Below are 18,556 nucleotides of genomic sequence, written 5' to 3'. Positions count from 1 at the left end.
TCGGATAGGTTGCTCCAAGGCCCTGTCCGGGCCGGCCGACTCCGACGAGACGACCAGGGAGACCCACGTGACCGGGTACAAGCGTGTCCTGCTCAAGCTGTCCGGCGAGGTGTTCGGCGGTGGCAAGGTCGGCGTCGACCCCGACGTCGTCCAGAAGGTGGCGCACGAGATCGCGGCCGTCGTCGAGGCGGGCGTCCAGATCGCGGTCGTCACCGGCGGTGGCAACTTCTTCCGCGGTGCCGAGCTCCAGCAGCGCGGCATGGACCGGGTGCGCGCCGACTACATGGGCATGCTCGGCATCGTGATGAACTGCCTCGCGCTGCAGGACTTCCTGGAGAAGATGGGCGTCGAGACGCGGGTGCAGACGGCGATCACGATGGGCCAGGTCGCCGAGCCGTACATCCCGCGGCGCGCGATCCGGCACATGGAGAAGGGCCGCGTCGTGATCTTCGGCGCCGGCATGGGCATGCCGTTCTTCTCCACCGACACCGTCGCCGTCCAGCGGGCGCTGGAGAGCAAGTGCGACGTGGTGCTGGTCGCCAAGAGCGGCGTCGACGGCGTCTACACCGCCGACCCGCACGTCGACCCGACCGCCACGAAGTTCGACGAGCTGTCCTACGACGAGGCGATCTCGCGGGGTCTGCGGATCATGGACCAGACCGCGTTCGCCCTCTGCGGCGAGAACAAGCTGCCGATGGTCGTCTTCGGCATGGAGCCCGAGGGCAACATCCTGCGCGTCGTGCAGGGTGAGAAGATTGGCACGCTCGTCAGCGCTGGCTGACCGCGACCACCGAAGGAGCAGAACCCGTGATCAACGACATCCTCAACGAGGCCGACGGCAAGATGGACAAGTCGGTCGAGTCGACGCGCGAGGAGTTCGCGGCGATCCGGGCCGGTCGCGCCCACCCGAGCATGTTCAACAAGATCGTGGCCGAGTACTACGGCACCCCGACGCCGCTCCAGCAGCTGGCGTCGTTCACCGCTCCCGAGGCGCGGGTCATCCTGATCCAGCCCTTCGACCAGAGCGCGATGCAGGCCATCGAGCGGGCCATCCGCGACTCCGACCTCGGGGTCAACCCGGCCGACGACGGCAAGGTCATCCGCTGCGTCTTCCCCGAGCTGACCGAGGAGCGCCGCAAGGAGTTCATCAAGGTCGCCCGGGGCAAGGCCGAGGACGGTCGCGTCGCTGTCCGCAACCTGCGCCGGACGGCGAAGCAGAGCCTCGAGAAGCTGGAGAAGGACGGTGAGGTCGGCAAGGACGACGTCACCGGCGCCGAGAAGCGGCTCGACGTCATGACCAAGAAGCACACCGACGCGATCGACGAGATGCTCAAGAACAAGGAGTCCGAGCTGCTCGAGGTCTGAGCAGCTCGGCACCCATCTCGATGACCGAGGTCAAGGACCACGGCCGCGCCGGTCGCGACCTGCCGGCCGCCATCACGTCCGCTGCCGTCCTGATCGGCGCGATCCTGCTGTCGCTCCTCTTCTGGAAGACGGCCTTCATGGTGATCGTCGCGATCGCCGTGGTGGTGGCGATCTGGGAGCTGCACCGCGGGCTGCAGGCCAAGGACATCGACATCCCCGAGCAGCCGCTGATGATCGGCGGTGCGGTGATGGTCGTCGTCGCCTACGTCTGGGGTGCCCCCGCCCTGGTCACGGCGACCGCGGTCACCGCGCTGATGACGATGCTGTGGCTGCTGCGCCGCGGCGTCGACGGCTACGTGCAGAACGCCACGGCGGCGGTCTTCAGCCTCATCTACGTGCCGTTCCTCGGCTCGTTCGTGGCGCTGCTGCTCGCGGAGGGCGGCGGCTTCAACGCCGCCGGTCTCGACGACCCCGGCGTCCAGGGGATCATCACCTTCATCGCGATCACCGTCGCCTCCGACACCGGCGGCTACGTCGCCGGCGTGCTCTTCGGCAAGCACCCGATGGCCCCGGTCATCTCGCCGAAGAAGTCCTGGGAGGGCTTCGCCGGCTCGGCCGTCTTCTGCCTGGTCGCCGGCTGGGCCCTCGTGGTCTACCTGCTCGACGGCGACTGGTGGGTCGGTCTGGCCCTGGGCGTCATCGCCGTCGTGATGGCGACACTGGGGGACCTGTGCGAGTCGGTGATCAAGCGCGACCTGGGCATCAAGGACATGAGCCAGGTCATCCCCGGTCACGGCGGCCTGATGGACCGGCTCGACTCGCTGCTCGCGACGGTCGCCCCGATCTGGCTGCTGCTCCACTACGCGGTGTTCTAGCTCCGGAGCCGAGGCGCCCATGCTCTACCTGGTCCGGCACGGCCGACCGCTCGTCGAGGAGGGGCTGCTGCCCGCTGCCTGGGAGCTCGACCCGGCCGGCTTCGACGACGTCTGGGCGCTGCGGGAGTCCGGACGGCTGCCGACGCGGGCGCTGTGGTTCACCTCGCCGGAGCCGAAGGCCATCGCGACGGCCCAGCTGCTGACGGAGGCCGACGTCGGCGTCGTGGACGCCCTGCGGGAGCAGGTGCGCGACACCGCCGACTGGATCAGCGACCTGCCGGCCGTCGTCCGCCGTGCCCTCGCCGAGCCGGGGTTGTCCGCCCATCCGGGCTGGGAACCGATCGAGGTGACCCGGACCCGCGTGGTCGGTGCGGTGCGCACGCTGCTGGCGGAGCACCGGGGGAGCGACCTGGTCCTCGTCGGCCACGGCACCGCCTGGACGGTGCTGGTCGCCGACCTGACCGGCACCGCCCCGGACCTCGACCGGTGGCGGACCCTCGCGATGCCCGACGTCATCGAGGTGGACGTGTGACCGGCCCCGGAGCGGCGTACGTCGACCTGCGGTGGTGCCGCCTAGGGTGGGTGGGATGAGCACGGACCAGGAGCGGAGCCCCGAGCAGGAGCAGGGGTCCGCGGACGACGCGGGTGGCGAGGAGCGGCAGCCCAACTGGTGGCACCGCGACCACCCGACGTTCACCGCGCTCACCGGCTTCTTCACCGGTCTCGGCTTCGTGATCCTGGTGCCGGGCCTCTTCATCGCGATCCTGAACCTGCTCTTCTCCTACAACACCGCCGAGGACCTCTTCCCCTTCGTCCTGGTCACGCTGGTGATCCCGATCGGGCTGGTGGTCGTGCCGCGGACGCGGCGGTTCGGCCTCTTCATGCTGGTCGGGATGCTCGTCACGGCGATCGTGGTTGCCGGGGTCGCGGCCCTCGTGCTCTGGTACATGGTCACCTACCAGAGCTGACGAATCGCGGCCGCGGCCGCCCGGGTGGGATGATCGGTGGCGATGTCCGAGCCGAAGCCCCTGCCCCTGGTGTTCGACGAGCCGCGCGGTCGCAAGAAGCCGCCGCGGCACCTGGCCGACCTCACCCCCGACGAGCGCAAGGCCCGCCTCGAGGAGCTGGGCCTGCCGGGCTTCCGGGCCAAGCAGCTCTCGACCCACTACTTCGCCCGCCTGGTCGACGACCCGGCCGAGATGACCGACCTGCCGGCCGGCCAGCGCGACGAGCTCGTCGAGGGCCTGCTGCCCTCGCTGATGACCCCCCTCCGCACCATGGAGGCGGACCGGGGCACCACCCGCAAGACGCTGTGGAAGCTCTTCGACGGCGCGCTGGTCGAGTCGGTGCTGATGCGCTACCCCGACCGCGCCACCATGTGCGTCTCGAGCCAGGCCGGCTGCGGCATGGCCTGCCCCTTCTGCGCCACCGGCCAGGGCGGCCTGCAGCGCAACATGTCGACCGCGGAGATCGTCGAGCAGGTCGTCGCCGGCGCCCGGGCCCTGGCCCGTGGCGAGGTGCCGGGCGGCCCGGGCCGGGTGTCCAACGTCGTGTTCATGGGCATGGGTGAGCCGCTGGCCAACTACAAGGCCGTGATGGGCACCGTCCGCCGCCTCACCGACCCGACCCCCGACGGCCTCGGCATGAGCGCGCGCGGCATCACCGTCTCGACGGTCGGCCTGGTGCCGAGGATGCTGCAGCTGGCCGACGAGGGCATCCCGGTCACCCTCGCGCTCAGCCTCCACGCCCCCGACGACGAGCTGCGCAACGAGCTGGTCCCGATCAACACCCGCTTCTCGGTCGCCGAGACCGTCGACGCCGCGTGGAACTACGCCAAGGTCACCAAGCGCCGGGTCTCGATCGAGTACGCCATGATGCGCGGCATCAACGACCAGGCCTGGCGCGCCGACCTGCTCGCCGACGTGCTCCGCGAGCGCGGCGACTGGGGCTGGGTGCACGTGAACCTGATCCCGCTGAACCCGACCCCCGGCTCGAAGTGGACGGCGTCCGACCCGGCCGACGAGCGCGAGTTCGTCCGCCGGCTCGAGGCCAAGGGCATCCCGACGACGGTGCGGGACACCCGCGGCCGCGAGATCGACGGCGCGTGCGGCCAGCTGGCCGCGACCGAGGCCTGAGCGCCGCTCCGGCCCCGGTCGCGTGACGACCGGTTAGCGCAGGAACGCCGGGGCAGGCACCAGGAGCTCGACGTTGCGCGCGTTGCGGGCGCCCCGTCGGTGGTTGTCCCGCTCCTGGTAGTCGTTGGCGGTGATGAGCCGCGAGATCGACGCCAGGTTCATCGGGTCGCTCAGGTCCTCGAGGTCGGGCGTCGTCGCCGCCGCGTGGTCGAGCATGGTGGTGAAGATCGACACCGTGCCGTCCTTGTTGTCCACGATCTCGATGAGACGGGACTGCTGCGGCCAGTCGATGTGGGACGCGGTGTTGATCTCCCAGAAGCCGCTGACGGGCTTCTTCTTGCCCTTGACCTTCTTCTTCTTGGGGTGCGCCCAGATCTGGTTGGTGTGGGTGTGGCCGTTGACCCAGGCGATCACGTTGTCGTACTTGAGCAGCGTGTTCTTGATCTGGCCGGCCAGCGAGTGGTCGGAGAACGACGCGAGCGGGTGGTGGCTGGCGACCACCACGAGCTTCTTCGTGCTCCGGGCGAGCAGCTTCTTCAGCCACGCGAACTGCGCCGCGTCCAGGGCGCCCTTGTCGCCGAAGGTCGCGACGGTGTCGAGGACGATGAAGCGGACCTTGCCCTGGTCGAAGGTGTAGTAGGCGGTGCCCTTCGCCTGGTTCTCGGCGGTGAAGCCGTGACCGACGGGGGTGCCGGCCGTGGTGAAGTGCTCGGCGACCCAGTCGGTGCGGTGCAGCAGGCGACGGTCGGGGTCGGCGGTGATGGGGCGGTTGACCACCGTTCCGCTCGGGTCCCAGACCTTCTTGGTGGCGCTGATGGCCTGGGCGTTGTAGCTGTCGGTGACGGTGAAGTTGCCCTGGACGAGCCCGTCGTGGTTGCCCATCGCGGCGTACCACGGCATGTCGAGGCCCTCGGCCTGGAAGGAGGCGCGGGCCGCGTCCAGCAGACCGGGCACGGTCGGGAAGCCGTAGGTGCTCCGGTAGATGTCGTCGGTCAACCCGTCCGGGGTGCCGTCGGGGTGCCAGAACGAGGCGTTGTAGTAGGCCGGGTCCTGGTCCATCACGCTCTCGACCTTGGTCAGGTCGCCGGAGTCCGGCCGGACGGTCTGGCCGTCGAGGATGTCGATGTTCCAGCGGATCTCGTTGTACTGCGTGGTGTCGGAGTTGTCGCCGGTCTGGAGGGCGAAGGCGAGCGGCTTCCCGGTGACCGGGCCGGTGCCGATGGCGTTGATCTCGCGGACCATGGCGTCGGCGACGTGCGCGCTGAGCATCTCCTGCGGCCGGTAGGCGCTGCTGCTGACGCCCTCGTCGGCGTACTCGACCCGGACCGGCGACTGGGCGTCGATCACGTGGACGTCGGAGAGCTGGGCGAAGGCGAGGAGGCCCTTGCGCTTCGCCGCCCGCTTCTTGCCGGCGGAGGCACCGAGGCCTGTGCGGACCCGGTGCGGCTCGCCCGCGAGCTCGACGACCTCGACCCAGCCGCCCGCGCCGGGCGTGCCCTTGTCGAGGGTCTTCGCGAGGGTCGCGACCTTGGCCGTGGCGCGGGGTGCGCTGGTGGTGCCGGCGACGGCGGCGTCGGCCAGGCCGCGGCCGCCGAGGGCGAGGGTGCCGCCGAGGACGGCGCTGGTCTTGAAGAGGTCACGACGAGAGATCTGCACCGCGTCAATCTATGCTTCGCCCGGCGTTCACGTCCCCGAAACAATGAGGTGTGTTGCGGCGTCGACGTCGGGCACGAGGTGCACGTGGCGCTCCATCGGCCGCCCCCGGGCCAGCTCGCGGAGCAGCGGCCAGGCCGGCAGCTCCTCGGTCCAGTACGACGTGCCGACCAGCACCATCGGCGCGACGTGCTCCTCGTCGGCGTAGTAGTTCTCGCAGGCGTCCTGGAAGATCTCCTGCACGGTGCCGCCGACGCCCGGGAGGAAGACGATCCCGGCGTCGCAGACCTCGAGCAGGATCGCCTCGCGCAGGGAGTTGCGGAAGTACTTCGCGATCGCCGTGGCGAAGGGGTTGGGTGGCTCGTGCCCGTAGTGCCAGGTCGGGATGCCCAGGCTGTCGCGGCCGCCGGGGTGGTCGGCCAGCACTCCGAAGGCGAGCCCGACCCACGCGTCGACGGAGGGGTGGTACGACGGTACCGCCGCGAGTCGTTCGAGCGCGTCGGCCAGGGTGTCGGGGGCGTCGGCGAAGTGGCCGCCGAGGTTGGCCGCCTCCATCGCGCCCGGGCCGCCGCCGGTGGCGACGACGTGGTCGCGACCGAGCCCGGCGCCGAGCCGGGCCGCGTCGGCGTACGCCGCCTCGCCGCGATCGACCCGGTGGCCGCCCATCACGCCGACCAGGTGCCGGCCCGCCACCCACTGCTCGAGCGCGACGTCGATCGCGTGGTCGTGCAGTGCCCGGCAGAGGGCGTCCTCGGGGGTGCGGGGCGCCCGGGCCCAGTCGTGGGCCCGGGCGTCCAGCGAGTCGGCGTACGCCGGGGTGTCGTAGAGCTCGCCGGGGGAGTAGAGCCGCTCCCGCGCCGCGTCGACGGGGATCTCCGGCGCGGCCGCGACCCGTCGCTCGAGCCGGAGGACCAGCTCGTCGGGCTCGCCCCGCACCACCTTGCGTCTGCGCACACCCCAGACCCTAGAAGGCGACCGCGAGCAGCTCGGCGAAGAGCGCGTGCTCGTCGACGTCGAGTCCCCGGGAGCGGAACCAGCCGCACACGTTGGCACAGTCGCGCATCAGGAAGTCGGCGCCGTTGAGATTGCCCGCCAGGTCGACCATCTGCGGCAGGTCGATGATCACCAGCCGCTCGCCGGCGGCGAGCAGGTTGTACGCCGACAGGTCGCCGTGCACGAGCCCGTGCTGGGCGAGGATCGCCATCGCGTCGCGCAGCTGGTCGAAGTACGACGCGAGCAGCGTCGGCTCCGGCCGGGTCTGCGCCAGCCGCGGGGCGCTCTCGCCGTCGTCGTCGGTGATCCACTCCATGAGGATCTCGGTGCCGTCGATCTGCACGGGGTAGGGGACCGGCAGGCCGAGCGACCAGCAGCGCTTGAGGGCGTCCCACTCCGAGACGGCCCACTCGCCGGTGGCGACCAGCTTGCCGAAGGTGCTCTTGCGCTTGATCGCCCGCTCGTCGCGCGAGCGCTTCATGCTGCGGCCCTCGGTGTAGGCCGCGGCCCGGTGGAAGGTGCGGTGGTCGGTGGACCGGTAGCGCTTGGCCACCATCACCACCGCCTCGCCCGGCTCCCCTTGATCGGGCGGAGTGGAGCCGGGGACGGCGCGCTCGAGGAGGAACGCGTCCGCCTCCTTGCCGGTCTTGAGGATCCCGAGCTCGGTGTCGACGGCCGCCTGGGACGTCACCACCCAGTCGGGGCGGGGCTCGGGGCCGCGGGAGAGCGGCTCCACGGAGAGCCAGGTCGACCAGCGCTGGCCGTCGGCGAGGTCGTCGGCGGCCCGGAAGTCGAAGACGAAGCGGGGATCGACGTCGGAGAGGTCGGAGGTGTCAGAGGGGTAGTACGTGAAGTCGGAAGACATCGGTGGAGGTGCTCCAGAGGTGAGAGAAGTGGTCTGCGGACAGGCCAAGGACAGTCACGGACATGTCACGCTCCTCTCACCGGGCACCCGGCTCCTCCGGACGCTGGTAGCGAGTGTGGGACCTCGGTACGACAGGCGGCAACCGAATTTCCGCTCACTCGGCCCGCCCCGACAGCCCCACTGGTCACAGCGTTCGGGCAGTCCTGGCACCTCGGGGCCGTTGCAACCCCGAGGTGCGGGAGTCCCCGGTGCACCGGGGACTCATGCAGGTCGCCGGCCAGCACGACAGGAACGCCCCGCCCGGGGGTGCGACCGGCCGGGTCCGTCCGTCGTGCACCACGTAGCAGCGGTTCCCCGGACCGGGGACCTCCAGTGGGAGGACCTCCGTGGCACCTCCGTCGAAGTCGAGTGCATAACTAGAGTCATCGCAGTGAGGGCGTCGCGTGGCGACACCCCGGCCCGGCGGGTCGGTTAGGTTGACCGCGTGATCCGCCGTACCGCCGCTCTCGCCACCGCTGCCGCCGCGGCCCTGCTGCTGAACCCGGTCGTCGCCCCGACGGCGGAGGGCGCCGAGGCGGGGGCGACGTGGGGTGCCCCCGGGATCGGCGACCCCTACTTCCCGCTCGACGGCAACGGCGGGATCGACGTCCAGCGCTACGAGATCCACGACCGCTACGACTTCGACAGCCGCCGGCTGAGCGGCTGGACCCGGGTGACGCTGACGGCGACCGAGGACCTCAAGGGCTTCGACCTCGACTTCCTGCTGCCGGTCAGCAAGGTCACGTCGTCCGGGAGGAAGCTGTCCTTCTCCCGCAGCGGACAGGCCGACCACGAGCTGCGGATCAAGCTCCCGCTCGACGCCGGGGAGAAGACCAGGCTCGTCGTCCGCTACGCCGGCCACCCGGGCCGCTACTCCTACGAGGGCGAGAGCAACTGGCTGGCCGACGGCCACGAGGTGGTCGCGATGAACCAGCCGCACATGGCGCCCTGGTGGTTCCCCTCCAACGACCACCCGCTCGACAAGGCGTTGGTCGACATCCACGTCACGGTGCCGAAGGGCAAGACCGTGGTCGCCAACGGCACCCGCAAGGGCCGGACCGTCCACGGTCGCCTGGCGACCACGCACTGGAAGGCCGACGAGCCGATGGTGCCCTACCTCGCGTTCTTCGCCGCCGGCCCGTACGCCGTGGCCCACGGCACCGGCGACGACGGCACCCCGTGGTACGTCGCGGTGTCGAAGCGCCTCGACCAGAGCGGCTGGGGTCCGGGCACCGAGAAGAAGGCGATGCAGCTGGTCAAGCGCACGCCGGAGCTGCTGTCCTGGCTGGAGCAGTCGCTCGGCGACTACCCGTTCTCGTCGACCGGCGGCGTGATCACCAACCTGAGCCCCGGCTTCGCGCTCGAGAACCAGACCCGTCCGACGTACGAGTGGTGGGGCGCGGGTCCGGCGATGGTCTCGACGGTGGTCCACGAGCTCGCGCACCAGTGGTTCGGCGACTCGGTGGCCGTGCACCACTGGCAGGACATCTGGCTCAACGAGGGGCTCGCGACCTTCTTCGAGGACTACTGGGCCGAGCACCTCGGCGACCAGACCGCCAACGAGGCGCTGCGCCAGCAGTACGACGACCGCCTGGCCGTCGACGACTTCTGGCACCACGAGGTCGCCGACCCGTGCCCCGAGCACGACGCCTGCGTCAACTGGATCTTCGACGGCTTCGTCTACCAGCGCGGCGCGATGGCGATCCAGGCGCTGCGCAACCTCATCGGCGACGACGACGCGTTCTTCGCGCTGCTGCGCGGCTGGGCGGCCGCGCACGCCGGGGGCAACGGCTCGACCGCGCAGTTCGAGGCGTACGCCGAGGAGCAGACCGGCCTCGACCTCGGCGGCTTCTTCGACGCCTGGCTGCACAGCTCGACGAAGCCGGCCGACACCGAGGCCAACGGCCTGGGGGACCTCAGCCCAGCAGCGGGCTGACCACCTTCGCGGTCAGGCTCGGCAGCCGGGTGAGCGACTCCTCCGCGTCGGCGAAGGTCATGGCGCGCAGGCCGGCATTGATGCCGAGCCAGCGCAGTGGCTCCGGCTCCCACCGGGGCGAGCGGTGGCCGACCCACGGCAGTCGGGTGAGCTCGGTGTCGTGGCCGAGCACGAGGTCGCGCAGGGTGCGGCCGGCGAGGTTCGTCGTGCTCACCCCGTCGCCGACGTACCCGCCGGCCCAACCGAGCCCGGTCTCGGTGTCGAGCCCGACCGAGGCGCACCAGTCGCGGGGGATGCCGAGCGCGCCACCCCAGGCGTGGGTGACGCGGGTGCCGGAGAGCATCGGGAAGAGGTCGATCAGCGTGGCGTAGAGGCGCGCGAAGACGCGCTCGTCCCGGTCGTACTCCGGCCGGATCCGTGAGCCGAGGTGGTAGGGCGCACCACGACCGCCGAAGACCAGCCGGTCGTCGGCCGTCCGCTGGCCGTAGATGATCAGGTGGCGGTGGTCGGAGAAGGTCTCGCGCCGGGCGAGTCCGATCTCGTCCCACACCGCGGCCGGCAGCGGCTCGGTCGCGATGATCAGCGAGTAGACCGGCACCATCGTGCGGGACTCGCCCTTCAGGCCGGAGGTGTAGCCCTCGGTCGCGCGCAGGATGGTCCGGGCCCGGACCCGGCCCTGCCGGGTGTGCACCGTGCCGGGCTCGATCGCCGTGACACGGGTGCGCTCGTGGACGGTCACGCCGCGGCGCTCGACCGCGGACGCGAGGCCGCGCACCAGGCGCGCGGGGTGGAGGGCCGCGCAGTCGGGGGTGTACGTCGCGCCCACGGTGCGGCTGCCCCGCAGCACGGCGGTCGCCTCGCTGCGGTCGAGGAGCCGCAGGTCGTCCTCGCCGCGGTCCCACTCACGGGCCTCCGCGACCTCGGCGCGCGCCCGGCGCCACTGGGCCCGGCTGCGGGCGAGCACGATCGTGCCGCCCTTCGCGAGATCGGCGTCGATCCCCTCGTCCGCGGCGGCCCGGGCGACCTCGCCGACGGTCTCCCGCATCGCGCGGTGCTGCGCGAGCGCGCCGGTCCGGTCGGACATCCCGGCCAGGGTGCCGAGCGAGGCGGGGAAGAGCGCCGAGCACCAGCCGCCGTTGCGGCCGGAGGCGCCGAAGCCGGCGGTCTCCGCCTCGAGCACGACCACGCGCAGCTCGGGGTCGGCCTCGGCCAGGTAGCGGGCGGTCCAGAGGCCGGTGAGGCCGGCGCCGACGATCGCGACGTCGGCGTCGGTGTCGCCGTCGAGGGCCGGGCGTGGGGTCCACGGCGTCGGCTCGCCGACCGTATCGTGCCAGAGGGAGAGACGCTCCCAGTGCGGATCGGGGTCGGACACGGCGGTCAGCGGACTCCCCACGAGTAGGTCTGCTTGCGCAGTCGGAGGTACATGAAGGTCTCGGTGCTGGCCACGCCGTCGATCGTGCGGATCCGGCCCGAGATGATCTCGAGGAGGTGCTCGTCGCTCTCGGCGACGACCTCGACGAGGAGGTCGAAGCTGCCGGCGGTGACGACCACGTAGTCGACCTCCTCGAGCGCGGCGATGACGTCGGCGACCGGCTCGAGCGGGCCGGTGACCCGGACCCCGACCATGGCCTGCCGGGCGAAGCCGAGCTCGAGCGGGTCGGTGACGGCGACGACCTGCATCACGCCGGACTCGATCAGCCGCTGGACGCGCTGGCGCACCGCGGCCTCGGAGAGGCCCACGACCTTGCCGATCGCGGCGTACGAGCGGCGCCCGTCCTGCTGGAGCTGTTCGATGATCGCCTTGGAGACGTCGTCCAAGGTCACGGCCGCGCGTTCGCCCTTCCTCATGGTGGGACATGGTTCCTTAGCGGTGGCGACGGGGTCAACGTGGCCTTTGACGAAGGATTTCGTTGCGAGGATGTTTCGGATCGACGGGATCGCTTGTCGGGGGGCGCTACCCGTGGCACGATCCGAGGGTTGCTGAGGTTCGGCGAAGGGATGGGTGCATGGTGGACCGACCAGATCCGACCGCGGGAGTGGGTGGCGCTCGCTTCTCGCGGCGTGGCCTGTTGAAGACCGGGGGTGGGGTCGCGTTCGCCGGCCTGAGCATCGCCGCGCTCAAGCTGCCGATGTTCGGCGTCTCCGGCGCCAAGCAGGACCCGGCGCAGTGCCGCGCGACCGACGTGTCGAGCAGCCAGAAGGAGCTGATCATCTCCAACTGGCCGGCGTACATCGACCCGCGCAAGAAGTCGACGTCGACGACGTCGGTCTTCCAGCAGCGGACCGGGATCACCGTCGACTACACCGACGACGTCAACGACAACGCGGAGTTCTTCGCGAAGGTGAAGAACCAGATGGGCTCCTGCGAGCCGATCAACCGCGACATGATCGTGATGACCGACTGGATGGCGGCCCGGATGATCGGGCTCGGCTGGATCCAGCCGCTGGACGCGCAGAGCGTGCCCAACCTCCACCAGAACCTCATCGAGCCGCTGCGCAACCGGCAGTGGGACCCCAAGCGCACCTACAGCGCGCCGTGGCAGGCCGGCCTGACCGGCATCGCCTACAACGCGGCGAAGGTGCCCGAGATCAAGAGCTTCGAGGAGCTGCTGACCCGCTCGGACCTCAAGGGCCGGATGACCCTGCTGACCGAGATGCGCGACACGATGGCGTTCATGCTCCGCGTCGTCGGCGCCGACCCCGACAAGTTCACCGACGCCGAGTGGAGCAGCGCGATCGAGCGCCTCGAGAAGGTCGTCGCGAGCGGTCAGGTCCGCTCGTTCACCGGCAACGAGTACATCCAGGACCTGGCGGCCGGCAACATCGTCGCCTGCGAGGCCTGGTCGGGCGATGTCATCCAGGCGCAGTTCGACAACCCGGACATCAAGTTCGTGACGCCCGAGGAGGGACTCTCCCTCTGGGCCGACAACATGATGGTGCCCAACCTCGCGACCCACCAGGCCAACGCCGAGGAGTGGATCAACTACTACTACGAGCCCGAGACCGCCGCGAAGCTCGCCGCCTGGGTCAACTACATCTGTCCGGTCGAGGGAGCCAAGGAGGAGATGGAGAAGATCGATCCCTCGCTGGTCGACAACAAGCTCATCTTCCCCGATACCGAGGACCTCGCCGACGCCTTCGACTTCATGCCCCTGACCGACCAGCAGTCCCAGCAGTACGAAGGAGACTTCAACAATGTCATCGCCGGCTGACCTCGCCGACCAGGGCGCCGCGCGCGCCACTGCTCGGACCGACTCCTTCGACGGGCTGCGACTCGAGAACGTCACCAAGTCCTTCGGCAGCTTCACCGCCGTCGACGACCTCGACCTCGACGTACCCCGCGGATCCTTCTTCGCGCTGCTCGGCCCCTCGGGCTGCGGCAAGACCACGACGCTGCGGATGGTGGCCGGCCTCGAGACGCCGACCTCCGGCGGCATCACCCTCGCGGGCAACGACATCACCTACGCCAAGCCGTACAAGCGGCCGGTCAACACCGTCTTCCAGAGCTACGCGCTCTTCCCGCACCTCGACATCCACGAGAACGTCGCCTTCGGTCTCAAGCGCCGCAAGGTCGGCAACGTCGACGCGCAGGTCACCGAGATGCTCGAGCTGGTCGAGCTGGAGAGCCAGGCGCGCAAGAAGCCCGCGCAGCTGTCCGGCGGCCAGCAGCAGCGGGTCGCGCTCGCGCGCGCGCTGATCAACAAGCCCGAGGTGCTGCTGCTCGACGAGCCGCTCGGCGCGCTCGACCTCAAGCTGCGGCGCAACATGCAGCTGGAGCTGAAGCGGATCCAGACCGAGGTCGGGCTGACCTTCATCCACGTCACCCACGACCAGGAGGAGGCCATGACCATGGCCGACACGGTCGCGGTCATGAACGCCGGCGTCATCGAGCAGATGGGCGCACCGCAGGAGCTGTACGAGAACCCGCGGACGACGTTCGTCGCCAACTTCCTCGGCCAGTCCAACCTCATCGGCGGCACGATCAAGAGCCGCGCGGCCGACGTGGTCACCGTCGACATGCACGGCGTCGACGTCTCCATCCCGGCCGCGCGCTGCCACGCCGACGGCGACGAGGGCTGGATCGGCATCCGCCCGGAGAAGGTGCTGATCGGCGATCCCGGCGAGCAGCTGGACGCGCCGGGCAACTCCATCCCCGGCGGCGTGGTCACCGACGTCAGCTTCGTCGGCGTGAGCACGCAGTACCAGGTCCGGATGCCGTGGGGCCAGGAGATCCAGGTCTTCGCGCAGAACACCGGACATCGCCGGATCTACCGGCCCGGGGAGTCGGTCGAGCTGTCCTGGCGGCCCGACTACGCCTTCCTCCTCGATGCCAGCCAGGACGCCAAGGCCGGTGCGCAGGAGGGCACCGACTGATGGCGGAGATGACCCGACGCCGCGGCCTCACCGGCTACCTCCTGCTGGTCCCGGGAGTCGTCTGGCTCGCCCTCTTCTTCGTCATCCCGTTCTACTCGCTCGTCGCGGCCAGCCTGTTCGACCCCGGCGGCTCGGTCTTCAGCGGCTACGAGATGACCTGGCACGTCCAGAACTACTGGGACGCGCTGAAGGAGTACGGCAAGCCGAACAGCTGGTCGGACTGGGGTCCGCTGCTGCGGTCCTTCTGGTACGCCGGCCTCTCGACGGTGATCTGCCTCGTGCTCGGCTACGTGCTGGCCTACGCCATCGCGTTCAAGGCGGGCCGCTGGAAGAACCTCATGCTGGTGCTCGTCATCGCGCCGTTCTTCACCAGCTTCCTGGTCCGCACCCTGGCCTGGAAGCTGATCCTCGGCGACGACGGCCCGGTCGTCAGCGTGCTGCAGGCGGTGCACATCCTCGGCGCCGACGGCCGGCTCCTCGCGACCCCGGTCGCGGTCATCGCGGGCATCGTCTACAACTTCCTGCCCTTCATGGTGCTGCCGCTCTACGCGAGCCTGGACAAGATCGACCACCGGCTGATCGAGGCGTCGGGCGACCTGTACGCCAACCCGTTCGTGGGCTTCTTCAAGGTCACCTGGCCGCTCTCGCTGCCGGGCGTCGTCTCGGGCACCCTGCTCACCTTCATCCCGGCAGCCGGCGACTACATCAACGCCCAGCTGCTCGGCAGCACCAACCAGCGGATGATCGGCAACGTCATCCAGAACCTCTTCACCGACGCCAACGACTACCCGGCCGCGGCGGCGCTCTCGATGATCCTGATGGTCGTGATCATCGCGATGGTGCTGTTCTACGTACGCCGGGCCGGGACCGAGGAGCTGCTCTGATGCGCTGGCTACGTGAGCACGTGGTGCTGATCCTCGGGATCGCGATCCTGCTCTACACCTTCATCCCGATCTTCGTGGTCGTGCTGATGAGCTTTAACGACCCGTCGAGCCGTCTGATCTACCGGTTCGACGGCTTCACGATGGACAACTGGCTGCACCCGTGCGAGCCGGAGGGCCTGTGCAGCGCCCTCGGCACCAGCATCCAGATCAGCCTGCTCGCCACCCTGGGGTCCACGATCCTCGGCACCCTGATGGCCTTCGCGCTGGTCCGCCACGACTTCCTCGGCCGGTCGTCGATGAACCTGCTCATCTTCCTGCCCATGGCCACCCCCGAGATCGTGATGGGCTCCTCGCTCCTGGCGCTCTTCGTGGCCACCGGCTTCTCCGGCCAGCTGGGCTTCTGGACGATCCTGATCGCGCACATCATGTTCTGCGTGTCGTTCGTCGTCGTCACCGTGCGCGCCCGGCTCGCCGGCATGGACGACAACCTCGAACAGGCGGCGATGGATCTCTACGCCACTCCACGGGAGACCTTCTGGCGGATCACCTTCCCGCTGGTCTTCCCGGGCATCCTGGGCGCCGCGCTGCTCAGCTTCTCGCTGTCCTTCGACGACTTCATCATCACGAACCTGAACGCCGGCAACACGACGACCTTCCCCATGTACGTCTGGGGTGTCGCCCAGCGCGGCATCCCGATGCAGGTCAACGTCGTCGGCACCGTCATGTTCGCGATCTCGGTGCTGATCGTGGTCGGCGGCGAGCTGAACAACCGCCGCCGGTCGAAGGCCCTCGCCACCGCCAGCTGACGCGAGTCGGCGCTGATTCACCCTCGAGTCGGCGCTGACTCACCTCAGAAGAACCGCCGTGGGAGTCCGCGCCGCGCTCGGGCGGCGTCGAAGGCCGCCCGCAAGCGCCGCTCGGCGTCCTGGTCGATGCCGAACACGTGCTGCTTGCGGAAGACCTCGATCAGCCAGCCGCGCTCTCGGTCGAGCCACTCGAGACGCTCGTCGTCGTACGCACGCGTGCCGTCGTCGTGCCACTGCTGGCCGAAGTACTCGGCGCCGAGGAGGAGCTCCTCGAGACCCAGGTCGATCCGATAAGCCTCGCGCCCGTCGACCCGGATCGAGATCTGTGTCTCGGGCCGCGGTAGGCCGGCCCCGACCCAGCGCAGACGGAGGGCCGTCTCGCCGAAGGACTCGGAGCCCGGGTCGGCGAGCGGGGCGAGCACCCGCAGCTCGACCACGCCGCGCTGGCGGTTGAAACGCGACACCTCGTGGACCAGCTCCTCGTGCGAGAAGCGCCCGAGCGACAGCATGGTGTCCATGCCATGGAGCTTGAGGTCCTGGGTCCGCTGAAGGCGGCCGAGGTCCAACGCCGTACGGAGGGGAGTGGTGACCCGCAACCCGTCGACGTCCATCAGGTCGCGCGGCAGCACGGCTCGCTCGCCACTGGCGGTGATCCCGTTGCGCAGCCGGCCGCCGTCGCTCGGGCGGAAGCACGAGATGCTCGGGATGCTCAGGTGCTCGCCCGGAGCCAGCGCGCGGTCGCCCGCATGCAGCCAGGCGGCGGAGCGGTCGCTGACGAAGCAGTCGTCGGGGACGACGAGACGGAGGACGGCGCAGCGGAGCATCAGCGTGTCCTCGACCGCGGCGCCGACGTACACACCGGCGATCGGACGTCGGAGGATCCCGCCGCTCGTCAGGCGGTGCAGCGCGTTGTGGCTGAGACCGACCTCGCGGGCGTCGGCCGTGGTGAACGGCCTGCCGGGTGGCAGGTCGTCGAGTCGGTCGAACCAGGTGCGCTTGTCCATGCAGCAGCACTGCCCCGCTGGTGCCGTAAGGCACCACGGGGCAGCGCTGGCTGTGGATAGTGGGTGATTCTGCGACGGCTCGCGGGTGAGTCAGCGACGGCTCGCGGGTGAGTCAGCGCCGGCTCGCGGGTGAGTCAGCGCCGACTCGGCGGTCAGAACATCGAGCCGGCCTTGTCGAGCACGGTGCGCAGCACGTGCTCGATCTCGTCGAAGTGCGACTGGTCGCAGATCAGCGGCGGCGAGAGCTGGATGACCGGGTCGCCGCGGTCGTCGGCGCGGCAATAGAGGCCCTCGGCGTAGAGCTGCTTGGAGACGAAGCCGAAGAGGATGCGCTCGCACTCCTCGTCGCTGAAGGACTCCTTGGTCTCCTTGTCCTTCACGAGCTCGATCCCGTAGAAGTAGCCCTCGCCGCGGACGTCGCCGACGATCGGCAGGTCCTTGAGGCGCTCGAGGGTCGAGCGGAACGCCGCCTCGTTGGAGCGGACGTTGTCGAGGATGTTCTCCTCCTCGAAGATCTCGAAGTTCTTCAGCGCGACCGCGGTCGAGACCGGGTGGCCGCCGAAGGTGTAGCCGTGGGCGAACATCTCGCCGTCGGCCAGGAAGGGCTCCATCAGCCGGTCCGAGGCGATCATCGCGCCGAGGGGGGCGTAGCCGGAGGTGATGCCCTTGGCGGAGGTGATGATGTCCGGCACGTAGCCGAAGCGCTCGGCGCCGAACATGTGGCCCAGCCGGCCGTAGGCGCAGATGACCTCGTCGGAGACGAGGAGCACGTCGTACTGGTCGCAGATCTCACGCACCCGCTGGAAGTAGCCCGGGGGCGGCGGGAAGCAGCCGCCGGCGTTCTGCACCGGCTCGAGGAAGACGGCGGCGACGGTGTCGGGGCCCTCGTTCTCGATGGCGACCGCGATCTGGTCCGCGGCCCAGCGGCCGAAGGCCTCGGGGTCGCTGCCGTCGAGCAGGCCGCCGGTGATCTGGTCGGCGCGGTAGACGTTGGTGTTGGGGACCCGGAACGTGGAGGGCACCAGCGGCTCGAACTGCTGCTTGAGGCCCGGCAGACCGGTGATCGACAGGGCGCCCTGGGTGGTGCCGTGGTAGGCGATCGCGCGCGAGATCACCTTGTGCTTCATCGGCTTGCCGGTGAGCTTGAAGTAGTTCTTCGCGAGCTTCCACGCGGTCTCGACGGCCTCGCCGCCGCCGCTGGTGAAGAAGACGCGGTTGAGGTCGCCGGGCGCGTAGCCCGCGATCTTCTCGGCGAGCATGATCGCGTTGGGGTGGGCGTAGGACCACAGCGGGTGGAAGGCCAGCTCCTTGGCCTGCGCGGCCGCGGCCTCGGCCAGCTCCGTGCGCCCGTGGCCGAGCTGGGAGACGAAGAGACCGCCGAGGCCGTCGAGGTAGCGCTTGCCCTGCGCGTCGTAGATGTAGGCACCCTCACCGCGGACGATGATCGGGACGTCCGCATCGGCGTACGACGAGTGCCGCGTGAAGTGCATCCAGAGGTGGTCCTTCGCGGCGCGCTGCAGGTGCTCGTAGTCCGAGGTCATGCCCCCATGGTGCGCCGCGCGAGGGGGGCAATGCAAGTGAATCCGTGGTTGTGACATGTGATTTTCGCTGATTTCGTTGTAGGAAT

18 protein-coding genes are annotated in these 18,556 nt (G+C 69.9%); 11 read left to right on the top strand and 7 right to left on the bottom strand.

Going from position 1 to position 18,556, the window contains the following annotated elements:
* Positions 1-67 precede the first annotated feature (67 nt).
* The 6 genes from pyrH to rlmN are packed head-to-tail and all read left to right on the top strand — an operon-like array spanning position 68 to position 4,375.
* Positions 68-781 (top strand): UMP kinase, encoded by a 714-nt coding sequence (gene pyrH, locus K8U61_RS02520; protein ID WP_224121388.1) that lies wholly within the window; start codon positions 68-70, stop codon positions 779-781.
* Positions 782-810: 29 nt separating this feature from the next.
* Entirely contained in the window at positions 811-1,365 is a 555-nt protein-coding gene (frr, locus tag K8U61_RS02515) for a ribosome recycling factor (protein WP_224121918.1), read from the top strand.
* Between the two features lie 20 nt (positions 1,366-1,385).
* Positions 1,386-2,240 (top strand): phosphatidate cytidylyltransferase, encoded by an 855-nt coding sequence (locus K8U61_RS02510; RefSeq protein ID WP_224121387.1) that lies wholly within the window; start codon positions 1,386-1,388, stop codon positions 2,238-2,240.
* Positions 2,241-2,259: 19 nt separating this feature from the next.
* Positions 2,260-2,772, top strand: a complete 513-nt coding sequence (locus K8U61_RS02505; RefSeq protein WP_224121386.1) for a histidine phosphatase family protein — start codon at positions 2,260-2,262, stop codon at positions 2,770-2,772.
* Between the two features lie 55 nt (positions 2,773-2,827).
* Positions 2,828-3,208, top strand: a complete 381-nt coding sequence (locus K8U61_RS02500; RefSeq protein WP_224121385.1) for a hypothetical protein — start codon at positions 2,828-2,830, stop codon at positions 3,206-3,208.
* A gap of 42 nt (positions 3,209-3,250) precedes the next feature.
* On the top strand, positions 3,251-4,375 hold the full coding sequence (gene rlmN / locus K8U61_RS02495) for a dual-specificity RNA methyltransferase RlmN (RefSeq protein WP_224121384.1): 1,125 nt from the start codon (positions 3,251-3,253) through the stop codon (positions 4,373-4,375).
* Positions 4,376-4,408: 33 nt separating this feature from the next.
* Here the strand turns inward: rlmN and K8U61_RS02490 are convergent, their stop codons facing one another.
* The 3 genes from K8U61_RS02490 to K8U61_RS02480 are packed head-to-tail and all read right to left on the bottom strand — an operon-like array spanning position 4,409 to position 7,886.
* Positions 4,409-6,031, bottom strand: coding sequence for a TIGR03767 family metallophosphoesterase (locus tag K8U61_RS02490; RefSeq protein WP_224121383.1), 1,623 nt, complete (start codon positions 6,029-6,031; stop codon positions 4,409-4,411).
* A 27-nt stretch (positions 6,032-6,058) separates the two neighbouring features.
* On the bottom strand, positions 6,059-6,982 hold the full coding sequence (locus K8U61_RS02485; RefSeq protein WP_224121382.1) for an LOG family protein: 924 nt from the start codon (positions 6,980-6,982) through the stop codon (positions 6,059-6,061).
* Between the two features lie 10 nt (positions 6,983-6,992).
* Positions 6,993-7,886 (bottom strand): serine protein kinase RIO, encoded by an 894-nt coding sequence (locus tag K8U61_RS02480; protein WP_224121381.1) that lies wholly within the window; start codon positions 7,884-7,886, stop codon positions 6,993-6,995.
* 484 nt (positions 7,887-8,370) lie between these two features.
* On the opposite strand from K8U61_RS02480, the gene K8U61_RS02475 reads away from it, so the two are divergent.
* Positions 8,371-9,861: a M1 family metallopeptidase gene (locus K8U61_RS02475; RefSeq protein ID WP_224121380.1), complete on the top strand. Its 1,491-nt coding sequence runs from the start codon at positions 8,371-8,373 to the stop codon at positions 9,859-9,861.
* On the opposite strand, the gene K8U61_RS02470 is transcribed toward K8U61_RS02475, so the two are convergent.
* Together K8U61_RS02470 and K8U61_RS02465 are read right to left on the bottom strand one after the other, a co-directional pair.
* On the bottom strand, positions 9,842-11,233 hold the full coding sequence (locus K8U61_RS02470; RefSeq protein WP_224121379.1) for an NAD(P)/FAD-dependent oxidoreductase: 1,392 nt from the start codon (positions 11,231-11,233) through the stop codon (positions 9,842-9,844). The genes K8U61_RS02475 and K8U61_RS02470 overlap by 20 nt on opposite strands.
* Positions 11,234-11,238: 5 nt before the next feature.
* Entirely contained in the window at positions 11,239-11,709 is a 471-nt protein-coding gene (locus K8U61_RS02465; protein ID WP_224121378.1) for an Lrp/AsnC family transcriptional regulator, read from the bottom strand.
* A gap of 221 nt (positions 11,710-11,930) precedes the next feature.
* Between K8U61_RS02465 and K8U61_RS02460 the strand changes: the two genes are divergently transcribed.
* Genes K8U61_RS02460 through K8U61_RS02445 form a run of 4 tightly spaced genes read left to right on the top strand, consistent with a single transcriptional unit; the run spans position 11,931 to position 15,925 of the window.
* Positions 11,931-13,073 carry a polyamine ABC transporter substrate-binding protein gene (locus tag K8U61_RS02460; RefSeq protein ID WP_224121377.1) on the top strand — a complete coding sequence of 381 codons (1,143 nt, stop codon included), beginning with the start codon at positions 11,931-11,933 and terminating at the stop codon, positions 13,071-13,073.
* Complete coding sequence (locus K8U61_RS02455) at positions 13,057-14,235, top strand: ABC transporter ATP-binding protein (protein ID WP_224121376.1); 1,179 nt, start codon at positions 13,057-13,059, stop codon at positions 14,233-14,235. Before K8U61_RS02460 ends, K8U61_RS02455 begins: the two co-directional genes overlap by 17 nt.
* Positions 14,235-15,119 carry an ABC transporter permease gene (locus K8U61_RS02450; protein WP_224121375.1) on the top strand — a complete coding sequence of 295 codons (885 nt, stop codon included), beginning with the start codon at positions 14,235-14,237 and terminating at the stop codon, positions 15,117-15,119. The genes K8U61_RS02455 and K8U61_RS02450 overlap by 1 nt, the downstream gene beginning before the upstream one ends.
* The gene (locus K8U61_RS02445; protein WP_224121374.1) at positions 15,119-15,925 is read left to right on the top strand and encodes an ABC transporter permease; all 807 of its coding nucleotides are present in this window, start codon (positions 15,119-15,121) and stop codon (positions 15,923-15,925) included. Before K8U61_RS02450 ends, K8U61_RS02445 begins: the two co-directional genes overlap by 1 nt.
* Positions 15,926-15,969: 44 nt before the next feature.
* Here K8U61_RS02445 and K8U61_RS02440 read toward each other — a convergent pair whose 3' ends face one another.
* Entirely contained in the window at positions 15,970-16,929 is a 960-nt protein-coding gene (locus tag K8U61_RS02440) for a type IV toxin-antitoxin system AbiEi family antitoxin (RefSeq protein ID WP_224121373.1), read from the bottom strand.
* 152 nt (positions 16,930-17,081) lie between these two features.
* Positions 17,082-18,470, bottom strand: coding sequence for an aspartate aminotransferase family protein (locus K8U61_RS02435; RefSeq protein ID WP_224121372.1), 1,389 nt, complete (start codon positions 18,468-18,470; stop codon positions 17,082-17,084).
* Between the last annotated feature and the right edge of the window lie 86 nt (positions 18,471-18,556).

This window comes from Nocardioides mangrovi (genome assembly GCF_020073815.1).
GTDB classification, from domain to species: Bacteria; Actinomycetota; Actinomycetes; order Propionibacteriales; family Nocardioidaceae; genus Nocardioides; species Nocardioides mangrovi.
The sequence above is the reverse complement of the archived record's forward strand: the minus strand, read 5'-3'. Positions and strand labels throughout refer to the sequence as shown.